General features: G+C 68.5%; 9 protein-coding genes. 4 read left to right on the top strand and 5 right to left on the bottom strand.

Annotated elements, in window-relative coordinates; all coding sequences use genetic code 11:
- Positions 1-60: 60 nt before the first annotated feature.
- Positions 61-2124 carry a PA14 domain-containing protein gene (locus ACZ9QC_RS18935; RefSeq protein ID WP_472921186.1) on the bottom strand — a complete coding sequence of 688 codons (2064 nt, stop codon included), beginning with the start codon at positions 2122-2124 and terminating at the stop codon, positions 61-63.
- Between the two features lie 192 nt (positions 2125-2316).
- On the bottom strand, positions 2317-2589 hold the full coding sequence (locus ACZ9QC_RS18930; protein WP_472921185.1) for a hypothetical protein: 273 nt from the start codon (positions 2587-2589) through the stop codon (positions 2317-2319).
- Between the two features lie 532 nt (positions 2590-3121).
- On the opposite strand from ACZ9QC_RS18930, the gene ACZ9QC_RS18925 reads away from it, so the two are divergent.
- Entirely contained in the window at positions 3122-3865 is a 744-nt protein-coding gene (locus ACZ9QC_RS18925) for a 2OG-Fe(II) oxygenase (protein WP_472921732.1), read from the top strand.
- A gap of 480 nt (positions 3866-4345) precedes the next feature.
- On the opposite strand, the gene ACZ9QC_RS18920 is transcribed toward ACZ9QC_RS18925, so the two are convergent.
- From ACZ9QC_RS18920 to ACZ9QC_RS18910, 3 genes are all read right to left on the bottom strand, one after another.
- A complete protein-coding gene (locus tag ACZ9QC_RS18920; protein WP_472921184.1) occupies positions 4346-4549 on the bottom strand; it encodes a hypothetical protein in 204 nt (67 codons plus the stop codon).
- Positions 4550-4775: 226 nt separating this feature from the next.
- Complete coding sequence (locus ACZ9QC_RS18915) at positions 4776-6995, bottom strand: hypothetical protein (protein ID WP_472921183.1); 2220 nt, start codon at positions 6993-6995, stop codon at positions 4776-4778.
- 18 nt (positions 6996-7013) lie between these two features.
- Entirely contained in the window at positions 7014-7829 is an 816-nt protein-coding gene (locus tag ACZ9QC_RS18910; RefSeq protein ID WP_472921731.1) for a M48 family metalloprotease, read from the bottom strand.
- A gap of 1174 nt (positions 7830-9003) precedes the next feature.
- Here ACZ9QC_RS18910 and ACZ9QC_RS18905 point away from each other — a divergent pair.
- From ACZ9QC_RS18905 to ACZ9QC_RS18895, 3 genes are read left to right on the top strand one after another with little or no spacing between them, the layout of a single operon-like run.
- Positions 9004-11799, top strand: coding sequence for an ATP-binding protein (locus ACZ9QC_RS18905; RefSeq protein WP_472921182.1), 2796 nt, complete (start codon positions 9004-9006; stop codon positions 11797-11799).
- The gene (locus ACZ9QC_RS18900; protein WP_472921181.1) at positions 11792-13036 is read left to right on the top strand and encodes a calpain family cysteine peptidase; all 1245 of its coding nucleotides are present in this window, start codon (positions 11792-11794) and stop codon (positions 13034-13036) included. The genes ACZ9QC_RS18905 and ACZ9QC_RS18900 overlap by 8 nt, the downstream gene beginning before the upstream one ends.
- Positions 13033-13293 carry a DUF6406 domain-containing protein gene (locus ACZ9QC_RS18895; RefSeq protein ID WP_472921180.1) on the top strand — a complete coding sequence of 87 codons (261 nt, stop codon included), beginning with the start codon at positions 13033-13035 and terminating at the stop codon, positions 13291-13293. The genes ACZ9QC_RS18900 and ACZ9QC_RS18895 overlap by 4 nt, the downstream gene beginning before the upstream one ends.
- Positions 13294-13325 lie beyond the last annotated feature (32 nt).

Genomic DNA, 13325 nt, shown 5'->3' with positions numbered 1-13325 from the left:
AACAGGGGCCCGGAGGTTCAGCTGAACCTCCGGGCCCCTGCTGTGTCCTGGTAGGTGTGCTCAGGGGGCCAGGGCCACCCAGGCGTCGTCGGGGGCGGATTCGGTGCCGTCGGCGTGGAGGGCGGTCACCCAGTAGAAGTGGGTGGTGCCGGCGGCGGCCGTGGCGTCGGTGTACGACGTGCCGGTCACCGGGTCGGTGGTCAGGAGCTCATAGGCGGCGGTGGCCGGGTTCCACCGGTACACCCGGTAACCGGTGATGTCCGTCCCGTGGTACGAGCTGGACAGCTTCCAGGTGAGGTCGACCCCGGCCCCGCCGACGGCCTTCTCGGCCCTCGCGTCGACCAGCCAGTCCGCGGGGGTCTCCACGGTGGGCCGCAGGTCGAGCTCGGTGACGGTCGTGGACACCATCTTGTCGGCCGACGTGTAGTTGGAGTTGCCCGAGGTGTCCACCGCGTCCACGAAGTACGTGTGGTGCTCGCCGTCCTGGAGGTTCCCCGAGTCGACGAGCCGGCTGGTGCCCGCCTTGACCGTGCCCACATGCGTGTACTCGGTCCCGTCGTCCACCGTGCTGAGCCGGAACACGTTGTACTCGGCGAGGTCGGTGACCGGGCTGTCGTCCCAGTCCAGTACCGTGCCGTACGCGGTGGCGGTGGCCGTGAACCCGGTGACGAGCGGTGGGGCGGTGCCGTCGCCGTAGCCGTGGGAGATGGTCTGCGAGGGGCCCGACTCCCGGCCGAGCGCGTCGACGGTCGTCACCCAGTACACGTAGAACCCGTCGTTGGGGCTCGGCACGACGGTGGTGTCGGTGCAGGTGTAGCTGTACTTGGTGCCGTAGGCGGTGTCGGTGAGCTTCGGTTCGCAGGGCACGACCCGGGAGTCGACGACGTCGAAGGTCCCGGTCGCGTTGTCGAAACGGCGCTCCTCGCGGTGGACCCGGAACTCGGTCGGCGCGTACGGCGACACGTCCCAGCGCAGATCGACACCGCCGCCGTCCTCCGGCCGGTTCTCCGTCTTCCAGAGGTACGGCACCGCGAGCGGCCTGGCGACCGACACCACCGACGAGTACGCGGTGTTGCCCGCCGCGTCCGACACCGCGACCTTGTAGTACGAGGTCTCCCCGTACGGGGCGGTGGCATCGGTCGCCGAGTTGCCCCAGGGGCCCCTGACCTCCTCGAACGGCCCGTCGGGCGAGACGGCCCTCAGCAGCCGGCTCGTCTCGGCCCCCTCGGACATCCACCAGAGCGACACCCCGTCGAGGGCGGACACACCGCTGACCTTCAGATCCCGGACGGTGGGCGGGATCCGGTCCACCGTGGTGACCAGCTGATCGGCCGTGCCCACCGACGCATTGCCCGCCTTGTCGTAGGCGCGGACCTCGTAGTAGTACGCCGCGCCCGACTTCGGCAGTCCGGTGTCGGTGTACGAGGTGGAGGTGGTCGTCGCGAGCGGCGTGCTGCCGAACGAGGCGCCCTTGAGCCGCCGGTAGACCTTGTACCCGGCGAGGTCCATCTCCTTGTTCTTCGCCCAGGTCAGCTTGGCCTTGCCCGTCTCCGAGTCGTACGACACCGAAGTCCCGGTCGGAACAAGGGGCTTGACCGTGTCGACGGTGGCGGAGGTGCGGGGCGTGTACGTGAACTTGACCTTGGCGGAGCCGGTCCAGTTGACGTAGTCGACGCGCAGGGTGTGCCTGCCGGAGGGGATGGTGAGGTTGACGGCCGTGGAGACGGTCGTCGAGCCGTTCTTCCAGAGGCTGATCTTGCGGGCGTCGGTCGTGCCCGGGTCCAGATAGACGCGGATCCCGTCCAGGCCGGAGACGGAGAGCGTGAACGGGCCACCGGACCCGAAGTCCCGGGTGACGGTCCAGCGGACACCGAAGTTGTTGGTCGGCAGACCGGTGGCGGGGGCGCCGGTGCCCCAGTTCTGGTCGATCGCGCTGTCGCAGTCCGTCTTCTTCGGGGTGCCGGAGAAGGTGGTGTTCGCGAAGAGCTGCCGCTTGAAGACGGGGGAGGAGCAGGTGACGGCGGCGGACGCGGGCGTGGCGGTCGCGGTGAGCAGTCCACCAGCGGTGGCGAACACGACGGCGGTCGCGCCGGCCGTACGTCTGACTGGGGTTTTCGGGATCACTTGGGTCCTTCTGCGCCGGTGCCTGTGTGGGATGCCTGGTGCCTGATCGTCAGCGGCCAGGGACACTACCGCCGACGAACAGACAGCTGAGGTGGGCGATTGGTTGTACGGGCCCCGTGGGGCGTGTGTGTCGGTCGGGGTCTGGGGCCCCAGGCGCACAGGTATCGGCCGCCTCCCCGTAGGGAGCGCGGGTCACGCGTCCGGTGCGCCGACCGGTTCCGTCAAGGTGACGTACGAGAACTCCTCGCCGGTGCCGAAGCGGGAGTTGCGATGGATGTCCACGGCGATGACCGCCCAGCGGACGGTCTCGCCGCGAGAGCCGTACAACTCCTGGACGTGACTCAGGGGTTCATCGGGGTCCGTCCATCCCTCGTGCACGGAGTTCCACAGCTCGTACTGCCAGGTGCCGTCGACGAGTTGGCCCCGGTAGACGTCATAGTGGTCCACCTCGTCCACCTCGTCCACCTCGTCCGCCTCGGGGTCGCTTCGCCATGTCAGCTCGTCATCCTGACCGACGATGGCCCCGGTCAACCCGATGCCGGCCGCCGGTTTCGTGGTCGCGGTCAGACCGGTGGGCGCGGAGGGGGCGTGATCACCCCGCGAGACGTGGGTGCCCGCGGACTTCGCAGACTTGTTGCCGGCCTCGTCGACCGCGGTGACTCGCGGTAGCGGTCGGCGGGCTTGTCGAACCTGGTCGCGATCGCGCGGAACCGCTTGAGGCTGCCTCCCGGCCCCTTCCGCCGCTTTGGGTACGTCCTGCTTGCTTCGTGGGTTCACCTCGGCCTAATATCGTCATCATGACGATAACTGCTCAGTGGTCTCCGCTCCCTGCAGGCATTGGCTCCAGCAGCCTCGAGTACCTCCACGGATTCGACGCGCACAAGTGCGTGGCCCGCAGCCCTGCCATTCGCCTCAATATGCCGCCTGTGACTGTTCCGGGCGGTTGGGTTCACGGTCACGTTGGTATTGACGCTGACCGCAGGACGGAGAAGTGAGCATGTTCGGAATGCCGGTAAATCCCTTTGAGCTCTCCGAAGAAGCGCTGAGTCGAATATCTGCCGATGACTCATGGGCCCCGATCGAGTTGGAGATCCCAAATGTCGATGCCAGGGTGATTCGCAATTTCCTCACTCCGGCTGAAGTGGAGATATTCGCGGCCGAACTGGCTTCCCAGCGCTTTGTGCCGGTGGGTCGAGATGGAAATGCCGCCAACTATACAGACGGAGATCCGGTCGCTCATCTCCGTGCCACGGCTGAATCCGAAGCCTTGGCGGCAGAGTTCTACCGCAGGCTGCGGACGTTTCTATCGTTTGAGGTGGGATCGGACGATCCGACGGATTCAGACGGAAGGCCATGGAAGCCGGCGGCCGTCAATCCGCGCATGCGCTTCATCACGTACGAACACGACGGATTTCTTGTCCCGCACTACGATTCTCCCTATTTTGCCCCCGACGGAAGGCGAACTCTCCTGACTGTCGTCGTCTACCTGTCATATGAGGCAGTGGGGGGAGAAACGCGGTTCATCGCCGATAAGCAGAACGATCTTCCCTTTGTGCAACGTGACTTCTCGGACTGGCCCCGGCTCGCGAAGCCTGAGGAAATATTGAGCGCCCACCACCCCGAACCGGGCGATGCGCTCCTCTTCTGGCATCGGACGCTTCACGACTCGGCCCCGCTTCTTGAAGGTACGAAAACAATTCTCAGAACCGACGTGCTCTACGAGCCCGTAGATGCGCCTTGAGGCAACAGCAAGGCAAACGCCGCACAGGAGGGCTCACGTGGTACCCGCCCGGGCTGGTGGCACCGGGTGGGCGCCCAGGGCGGGCTTCGGATTCGACGACCTGCCCCTCGTGTCATCTGACCGATGCGCCGTGGGGTGGGCCGGGTCGGATCTCGGGTGGGCGGCAGGTGATGGCGATCAAGGCCCTTCGCAGCTCGCCCGGTTCGAGTGCGGGGCCCAGGGCCACTCGGAGGACTGTGATGCGATCCTCGGGCTGACGCTCCCGCCAGATCGTCAGCCGGTACGGGCACATGTCCTCCCAGCCGGATATTCAGGGGCATGAGCCAGTGACGCTCGTGCCAGGGCTCGGGGACGTCCGTGTCGTCTCAGGCACCTGAGTACTCCGGTTCACCGAGAGCGGGCCGGAGGGCCGCCTCGAAGGCGCTCCAGGCGTCGGCGGACCGGTCGAGACGGCGTCGTTCTCGTAGGTGTTGTCGGCGCTCAGGCCCCAGGGGGCCAGCTGACGAGCTTCACCGGAGCCCAACCACGCTCCTCGACGGGATAGAGCGCCATGCCCTGACCGGTGGGGCCGGTGACATCCAGGAGCCACTCGGCGGACCGCGGCTTCCGGCCGAACTGGGCGCACCAGTCTTCCAGCGGACGGCCCGGTGCGGGCGGCCCCGCCCACACCGTGGGCCAGTGCACACGCTCAAGTGCCCGGAACTCGTCGAGCAGTTGGGCGGGAGTCCGGTTACTTCTCGCGGTCGCCACTACCTGTCACCCGTCTCGAACACCATTCTCGAAGCCTGTGTCTTCCCGTGCCGGAGGAAGTGGAAGCGCCCTCCGGGGGCCGTACGCACGTACTGCCTGTGGTTGTGGTGCCGGAGCGGCTCCCAACTGAGGATCCTCGCCCTTCAGGGCGAGGAGCATGTCAATGCTGCCCCGGCCAGTTCGGCGGCGGCCCCTGGGTCCAGCCGCCCGGGGGCTGCTGGGGTGGGGTCGGCTGCTGCGGCATGCCCCACGTGCGGGGGTCGGCCGGCTGACCAGGTGACGACGACCACTGGGGGCCCGGGGCCTGCGGTGCCGCCGGAGCGTACGGCTGCTGAGGTGGCATGGCCTGAGGAGCCGGGGCGTACGGCTGCTGGGGCGCTCCGGCGTACGGCTGTTGCGGTGCCTCGGGCTGCTGCACCGGCGGGTAGTACTGCTGCTGGGGCTCCGGAGGCGCCTGCTCGGCAGCGATGGCGGGAGCGGGGGTGTGGTGCGGCAGGGTGTCGAAGCGGGGCAACGGCTGCGTGCTCACCCGGTCCAGCAGGACCACGTTGGGGTTGCAGTCGGCGGCGTGCACCTGCACGGCACCGCCGGGCTGCCGCTCCACCACCAGCAGGTTGAACTCGGCGAGCGACTGGAGCTGCGTGGGTTCGAGGGCGTACTCGTAGACACGCTGCCGCCCGGTCGCCAGGCTCGTGCTGTCACTGTCGCCGGTCGTGTGGGTGGTGGACTCGTTCGTGGTGTGGGTGACGCTCGTGGAGGTGCCGGTCGTCTTGCTGTAGCCGCCGCCCGAGTTGGTCGAGTCCGACGTCGAGAGCGGGTTGAACCAGCCCTGGTAGGTCGTGGAGCTGCTGCTGCCCCAGTTCCGGCTGTACGTCTCCGAGTGGCTGGTGGTGGTGCCGCGGCTGGTGGAGGAGCCGATCGTCCTGGCGACGGAGGTGTTGACGGTCCGGCCCTCGGTGTCCGTCAGCGAGTGCAGGACGAAAGAGTGGTGGCGGCCCAGGAAGTCGGCGGCGACCGTGGCTTCCTGGTGGTTGCCGAGCCGCATGAAGGCGACCGTCCCGCCCCCGATGAGCTCCTCGCCGGCCTCCCTCAAATGCGAGTGCACAAAGGTGAGTTGGGAGCCGCGACGTTCGCAGAGCTGCGCCAGATTCTCCAGATGGCGTCGCTGGAGACCCTGCTCTCCGAGCATCACGACGACGCTGGGGGCCTCCTCCTGGAACGAGGAGAGCCGCCGCATCACGCTCTGCATGGCGAGGTCGGCCAGCAGCTCGGTGCTCGCCGAGCCCGCGCCGAAGTCCAGGGCGACGCAGGTCAGATAGCCCGGCCCGCGGCCCTCACGGGCCGTTCCCAGCTGCTCCAACGGGTGCACGAAGGACGCGAGCCGGATGAGGCTGTCCCGCATCTGGTCCTTGTTCTTGTCGCTGAACAGGTCGTCCGCGATGCGGTTGCGCTCCTCCCTGCTCAGCGCCTTGGCGTCGTCGGCCTCACCCACCAGGACCCGCAGCCCCGCACCGAGCCGCGCCAGGGACACGTCGTCGCCCAGCGCGCCGCACAGTTGGGTGAGGATCCGGGTGTACACGGCCCGCTCGGCCCGACCCGACTCCGGGCTGTCGCCGTGCATGGCCTCGACCAGGGCCTGTACCAGTTCGTGGGGCGCGAGCCCGCCCACGATGCCGCTCTCCGTCATACGGCTGGGCAGCAGTTGCACGTCCACGGGTACGCCGCCCGCCTCGGCGAGCACGGACAGCTCGCGGCAGACCATCGCCTGGGTCAGGTCCAGCACGATCAGGGGCCGTTCGCGCAGTGTCGACGCGCCGAACACCGTGAGGAAGCCCTCGCGCCCACGCTGGCTGCCGCCGAAGACGTCCAGCCGTCGGGTGTCCGCCCCGAAAGGCAGCGCGCCCCAGGCGTCCAGGCCGGAGACCCACTGCGTCTGCTGTGCCTCGTGAAGAGTCCAGCGCTGGTGCCATGACTGCCAGTCGTGCTGGAACCTTTCCTCCAGCGCCTTCTCCTGGGCGGTGCGGGCGCGGGTGGCGACGGAGAACCGCACCGAGGCGTAGAGGGCACGCACCACCAGAATGCCGACGATGACACCGCCGATGGTGAGCATCACCGTGAAGACGAGGCTCAGCAGGTAGAAGACCACCGCGACGGGGATACCGATCCTCAGCGCGGAGCTGATGCGGTCCTTGCGGTCCAGCCGGGCGGCCTGTATGCGGTTCTCGTAGCTGCCGTCCAGCTCCTGGCGTTGTGGCTCGGCTTCGACGAAGGGCTGACGCAGCGACTCGGGGTCGCGGTAGACCCAACCGACGCGCTGTCCGGGGTCGAAGAGTCTCAGATACGGGCCGAGCGGCCCGGCCTCGGTGTTCTCGATCGTCATGGGAGGGCTCCAGGCCGGTCAGGCGACGAAGGTCTCGATCGCGCGTATGCGCTTGTGGAACGGCGGGTGCGTGGACATGAGGCGCGCCATCGTTCGCTGCTTTCGGCGGGCGTCGTCGGCTCCCTCCGCGTGCCATGCGGTGAACACGGTGACCAGGAGGGGGCCGTAGCCGATCAGGCCCGCGAACCGGTCGGCCCGCAGTTCGCTCTGCCGCCCGGACCAGGCGAGCAGGAACGGTACGGCGTAGAGGGCGAGCGCGGCCGGGAAGGTGAACAGCAGACCGATGGCCAGGACGCCGAGGAACAGCACGAAGAGCCCCGCGAGGAATTCGGAGATCGCGGCGATGACGCGGATCACCAGCCTCAGGGCACTCATGACGAGCCGGGCGGGCACGGCGTACCAGAGGCCGAGCAGTCCGGACCAGGCGTGGCCGCCGACGTGGTGGCCCAGCTCGTGGGCGAGCACGGCGGCCAGGTGCTGGGGCGGGAGGTTGCGCATGGCACCGCGTGTCACAGCGACGATGTGGCCCGCCGCGGCCGAGGCGTTGAGTTCGTCGGTGTCCTCCATCCACAGGTCGTACTTGGACCCGTCGACGCCGGCCCGCTGGGTCACCTCGTCCCACAGCGGCTGGAGCACGACGAGTTCGCTCGCCAGGGGTTCGCGCATCTTGAAGTACAGCTTTGCGAGACCTCGTTCGGTCGGGCGGTTGAACACCAGGGCGCCCGACGCGACCCAGGCGACGACGAACGCCACGTCCACGCCGCTCGGCATGGACAGCGATATGAGGATCATCACCAGCAGACTGCCCAGGAAGAGGGGGATGTTGAGCAGCATGGTGGTCACGGACGTGGAATCGGCACCCCGGCGGATCTCGGGGGTTCCCACCGGGGTGTGGGCAGCAGGAGATGCGGGGGCGGCGGTGGAGAGGGCCGGGGGAGGCGGTGGCGGTGCGTACTGCTGGTATTGCGTCGTCTGCGGAAGAGCTGACTGCGGCTGGGGGTGTGGCGGGTAGCTCAGTGGGGCCTGCGGGTACGCGGACTGCGGCTGGGCGGGCTGCGTGTACGGCGGGGCCTGCGGAGCCGCGTACAGCGGATGGTGGGGGGCCTGGGGAGGCATCTGCTGTGTGGCGTAGGGGGGTTGCGGCGCCTGTGGAGGCGCCGGGTAGTGCTGCTGGGGATGCGGCTGTTGCGGATACGGCTGCGGTGCGAACTGCTGGGGTGGGGCCGCCTGGTAGGGCGGTTGTGCCGGAGGCGGGTGGGCGGGGCCCTGCGCGTACGCCTGCGGAGGCGGGACCGGGGCGCCGTACGGCGGCATGGTCGGCGGCGCGCCGGGAGCCGGGTACGAGGCGGGCGGCCCCTGATGCGGCTGACCGTGCGGAGGTTGGCCGTGGGGAGGGTGGCCGGGGCCGACCGGCCGGCCCGGTTGGTGCGGATCGACAGGATGGGTCACGTGAGAGGTCCGCCCTGGGGAGAATGTGTGCCGAAGAGGCAGTCACATATGGACAGTTGGGAAATGACCGTCCCGAGGGTGGTAACACGTACGCCTCTGGTGATTGAACTCGCCCCCGTGACCGCCGAAGCGGACAGCCAGTCATTATTCGCAGCCGAAACATGCTGCATGAATTCGCTCCCCGAGTCCAGTTGGAACCGCCGGAAACGAAGTCACAGTTGCAAGGCTTGGCTTGGACCCCGACCGGCCCTAGGGTATAGCCCGCAAGATCGACAACGGGGGAGACGTTGCCAACCGCACTGCTCGCGCACGATCCTGGTCAAGTGAGGGTTGACACCCCTTTCTTCACGTCGGCGGACATCTCCGGCATCCGGGGTGCTTCGCCCGTTCGCCGGAGTGAAGCAGGTGGGGCCGCCGATTCCGGCAACGCCTTCGAGCCGGACGGCAAGGAGCGCACCTGGCCGCATCCTGTGGACCCGGCTCGAAATTGCTGTTGCGCGGTGCGATCCCATTCGATCGACGACAGCGTCGGTCAGCGATCAGGAGCGGTCTGAACCCCATGGACACCACGTCGTACGGCGGTACGTGGCAGCGCTTCGTCGGCATGGAGGCATGTCTGTTGCGCGAGGTCCCGCGCCAACGCCTCACGGACGACCGGCCCGGCGGCCCCGGTGACGACCTGCACGCCCAGCGACTCGCCGCCCTGGTCTCCGCGCATCACGCACGGCGACCCGACGACCCGGCGGGCGGAGCGGTGTTCGTCGGTTGGGCACGCCGGGCGGCGGACCGGCCCATCGATGTGATGGTCGGGGGGAGCACCCTGCTCGGTGGTCGTGCCGACGCGGACGGTGGCACGACTCTGCTACGGCTCCCCGCCGGCGCCCGTGGGCTGGCCCAGCCGACGGGAACCGCGGCGTCCCTGTTCGCCGACTTCCCGTACTGGAGCGTCGTCGCCGGTGTGACCGACGGGCTGCTCGTCGACGCGGAGCCGAACGCCAGCGGGGCCGGCGCCGCACGGCAGCGGCCCAGCCTGGAGGACTGCCTCCTCGCGGTGTGGCAGGAGCCCTTCGCCTGGATGGTGTTCGCCGAACCGGTGCCCGCCGCCGAACTCGACGACCTCACCGGCGACATCGCCGACGAACAACGCCGCGCCATGTCCAAGGCGGACGGTTCGCCCGAGTACGCCATAGCGGCGGCCCGCTTGGAGCGACGGCACAAGGACCTGGCCAAGGCGGGGGCCACCGGACTGTGGCGGATACGCCTGCTGGCCGGCGGGCGGACGCCGGAGGACGCGAACCGCGTCGCCGCGCTGGTCTGCGCGTCGGCGGACCTGGAGGGGCTGCCCTACGCGCTCCGGCCGACCGGGCGGGTCGCTGACCTGCCCACGGCACTGGGCGGAGCCCTCCCGGCCCCCGAGGAGTATCCGATCCACGCCGGATCGGACCTGCTGGCCTCCCTGGCCCGGCCACCCGCTCAGGAGATACCGGGCGTACGGTTCGCGTTGCGCCCGGAGTTCGACGTCACCCCCGAGACCACCGGCCGTCCGGCCACGGCCGACACCCCGCCTCCGGTCCGGCTCGGGTCCGTGCTCGACCGCAACCGCAGCCCCGTGGGCGACCTGGAACTGACCCGCTCCACCCTCAACCGGCACACCTTCGTGTGCGGGGCGACCGGCGGCGGCAAGTCCCAGACCGTACGCGGCCTGCTGGAGGCGGCTACGCATGCGGGCATCCCGTGGCTGGTGGTGGAGCCGGCCAAGGCCGAGTACCGCTTCATGTCGGCGCGACTCGGCGACACGAGCGAGGTCGTCGTCATCAAGCCCGGCGACCCCGACGCGCTCCCGGCCGGGCTGAACCCCCTGGAACCCTCGGCCTACGCGGACGGTTCGCGCTTCCCCCTCCAGACGCACCTCGACATGGTGCGCGCCCTCTTCCTCGCCTCCTTCGACCCGCAGGAGCCGTTCCCGCAGGTACTGAGCGCCGCGCTGACCCGCTGCTACGAGGACCTGGGCTGGGACCTCACCCTCGGCGAACCGCTTGTCCCCGGCACCGAGCCCCGCTACCCGACCCTGGAGGACCTGGAGCACACGGCTCTGAAGGTCGTGACCGACATCGGGTACGGCAAAGAGGTCGCCGACAACGTCCAGGGCTTCATCAAGATCCGTCTGGCCAGTCTCCGGCTCGGCACGACGGGCCGTTTCCTGGAGGGGGGACGCCCGCTCGACTTCGGTGAACTCCTGCGCCGCAACGTCGTCTTCGAGATCGAGGACGTCGGCGACGACAAGGACAAGGCGTTCCTGATGGGCACGATCCTCATCCGGCTCGTCGAGTACCTGCGCATGGAACAGCGCGTGACCCGTCGACTGTCCTTCCCCTTGCGGCACTTGAGCGTCTTCGAGGAGGCTCACCGGCTGCTCCGCCGAGCGGAGGAGGGCGGCGCGAGCGCCCACGCGGTGGAGATGTTCGCCGGTCTGCTGGCGGAGATCCGGGCGTACGGAGAGGGCCTGGTCATCGCCGACCAGATTCCCTCCAAGCTCCTCCCGGACGTCATCAAGAACACCGCCGCCAAGGTCGTCCACCGTCTCCCGGCCCAGGACGACCGTGAGGCGGTCGGCGCGACGATGAACATCACGGCGGCCCAGTCCGAGTACCTGGTCACCCTGCGGCCGGGAGAGGCCGCCGTCTTCACGGACGGTATGGATTACCCGCTGCTGGTCCGCATGCGGGACGGGACGGACCGCGAGGACGCCGGGGCGATCCGGCCGGCGTCGGCTGCCGCGCTGACGGGCGAGCGCAGTCGGGCATGCGGCCCCTGCTGCACTCCGGAGCCGTGCACCCTGCGTGACCTGCGCAGGGCGCAACGGCTGGTGGAGCAGCCAGAGTTGCGGATCGCGTTGTGGGCGGAGATGGCGGTGGCGGCGCACCTGCTGGGGTGGACCACGCCCTTGCCGGGCGAGGCGATGCGGAAGGCCCTCGACCCGTACCTGTCCACCGATCACGACCGCCGCCTCCTGCACTGCGCCATCGGCCAGGCTGTGGACCGGGCGGTCCACAGTCGGGTGGGTGCGCCCGCCGCACCGGATGCTCTGGCAGAGCATGTGGCCGCGATGATGCGGGGGCAGCTCGACGGGGAGGATCCGTGCCCGGTGGGTGAGCCTCGGTTCAGGGCGCGGAAGGGGACGAAGACGCGGGTCTACTACCACGGTCGCCACTCGCCGTCAGTGGTCGAACAGATCGTCGGGTGTGCGGATCCGTCGGAGGAGTGGGGCAAAGAGTTCGGTCGTGCCCTGTCCTGCTTCGAACGGACGACCAGAAGGCCCCGGGCCGCGGTGGGAGGACAGGCGCGACGTGACTGAACTCCGGGATGGAGAACGGACGCCGGATGGCACCACGAGCGAGGTGGACAGGACATCTGCATGGCGAGCGGATGCGGAGCCGGAGGAGCCGGACGCCGTAGAGGGCTCGTACACGCCGACCGAGAACGACCACGGGAGCGACGGCGAAGCAACTGAGCCCACGGAGCCGGAGGACAGCGACACCACGGACGCGTCGGCCGAAGACGCGGGCGAGCCGAGCGAGCCTGTGGGTCTGGATACGACGACTGATTCGGCGTGGGACGAGGACCTGTTGCGGGGTGAGTTCCTGGACCGGGTGAAGAGCGTGTTCGGCGGCAGCGGTGCCGATCGGGTGCGGGAAATCACGGACACCGTGGACACGCCGGAGTTCCAGTCGCCCGGGAAATCGGATCCTCCGGACCGCTACGGCACACCGCTGGATCGTCCCGACGGGACCCGGACACCTCTCTTCGACGGAGTGCCCACCCGGGAACAGACCAAGCAGGGCGAACTCGGGGACTGTGGTGTCATCGCCACGATGGGGGCCGTTGCGGCGCATCGACCCGAGGACATCCAGGCGGCCGTCCGGGAGAACGAGGACGGCACCTACGAGGTCAGGTTGCATGCGGCCAAGTCCACGGGCGCGGGTGGGTACGAGCCGACCGGCCACATCATCAAGTTGACGGTGACGCCTGATCTTCCTGTTCACGACGAACTGCCTGATTTGCCGGCCTTCGCGGATTCCGTGGGGACCGGCGCGGCCTGGGCGCCCGTTCTGGAAAAGGCAATCGCGGGGCTCGACCAGATATGGACCGAGGACCGGGCCGACTCGTGGAAGACCGTACACAACTGCAAGGGGGACATGCCCACCGGATACGTACGGTTGGACGACGGGACAAAATCCGGGGATCGCGCCGAACTGATGGTGCAGCTGACTGGCGTTCCCGCCGAGACATGGCCGCTGCCAACCGGCTACAACTTCGAAGGGCATGATCCGAGGCGGCAGGTTCTGGACCATTTCGTGGAAAAGTTGAGCAACGACTGTCCGATCGTAGTTGGTACACGTAAGACGAGGGTGGACGAGCAGCCGCCGCCCAAGGATCTCATCGCGGGTCATGCGTACGAGGTGACCGAGGTGGATGACAAGGGGTTCATTCATCTGCGTAACCCGTACAACAGGAAAGATCCACGTCCCGTGACATTCGAAGAGTTTCGTAAGCACTTTCTCCCGAACTACACTACTCTGGAACCCAAATGACTCAGGAAATTGCGCTGGCGCCCAACATGCAGGCGAACAGGCCCATTGGAAGCTTCAGCGTCATCCATGTTTATGCCCCTCAGGGTCAGGCCGCGACCGTGCGGATTGCTGTGGAATCGGCAGGGGAGGAGGCGCGCTACTCGCTGGCGGTAGGGGACGTCTTCCCTGTCCAGGATCAGCAGTGGAAGCTCGACCGCATTGAGGACCTCCACTCCCCGAGCGGCGACTGGACGGTCGTTCTCTCACGGGTGGCGTGAGATCAGTGGGCGAACTGTATGCGGCGGACGCG

This window comes from Streptomyces sp. HUAS MS02 (genome assembly GCF_055702265.1).
Note: the sequence above shows the minus strand (reverse complement) of the source record. Positions and strands in the feature narration are given on the sequence as shown.

Bases quoted from the DNA above. Each gene is read 5' to 3' on its own strand.
- ACZ9QC_RS18915 (WP_472921183.1), bottom strand. From the start codon at position 6,995: ATGACGATCGAGAACACCGAGGCCGGGCCGCTCGGCCCGTATCTGAGA.
- ACZ9QC_RS18895 (WP_472921180.1), top strand. From the start codon at position 13,033: ATGACTCAGGAAATTGCGCTGGCGCCCAACATGCAGGCGAACAGGCCC.
- ACZ9QC_RS18905 (WP_472921182.1), top strand. From the start codon at position 9,004: ATGGACACCACGTCGTACGGCGGTACGTGGCAGCGCTTCGTCGGCATG.
- ACZ9QC_RS18925 (WP_472921732.1), top strand. From the start codon at position 3,122: ATGTTCGGAATGCCGGTAAATCCCTTTGAGCTCTCCGAAGAAGCGCTG.
- ACZ9QC_RS18910 (WP_472921731.1), bottom strand. From the start codon at position 7,829: ATGCTGCTCAACATCCCCCTCTTCCTGGGCAGTCTGCTGGTGATGATC.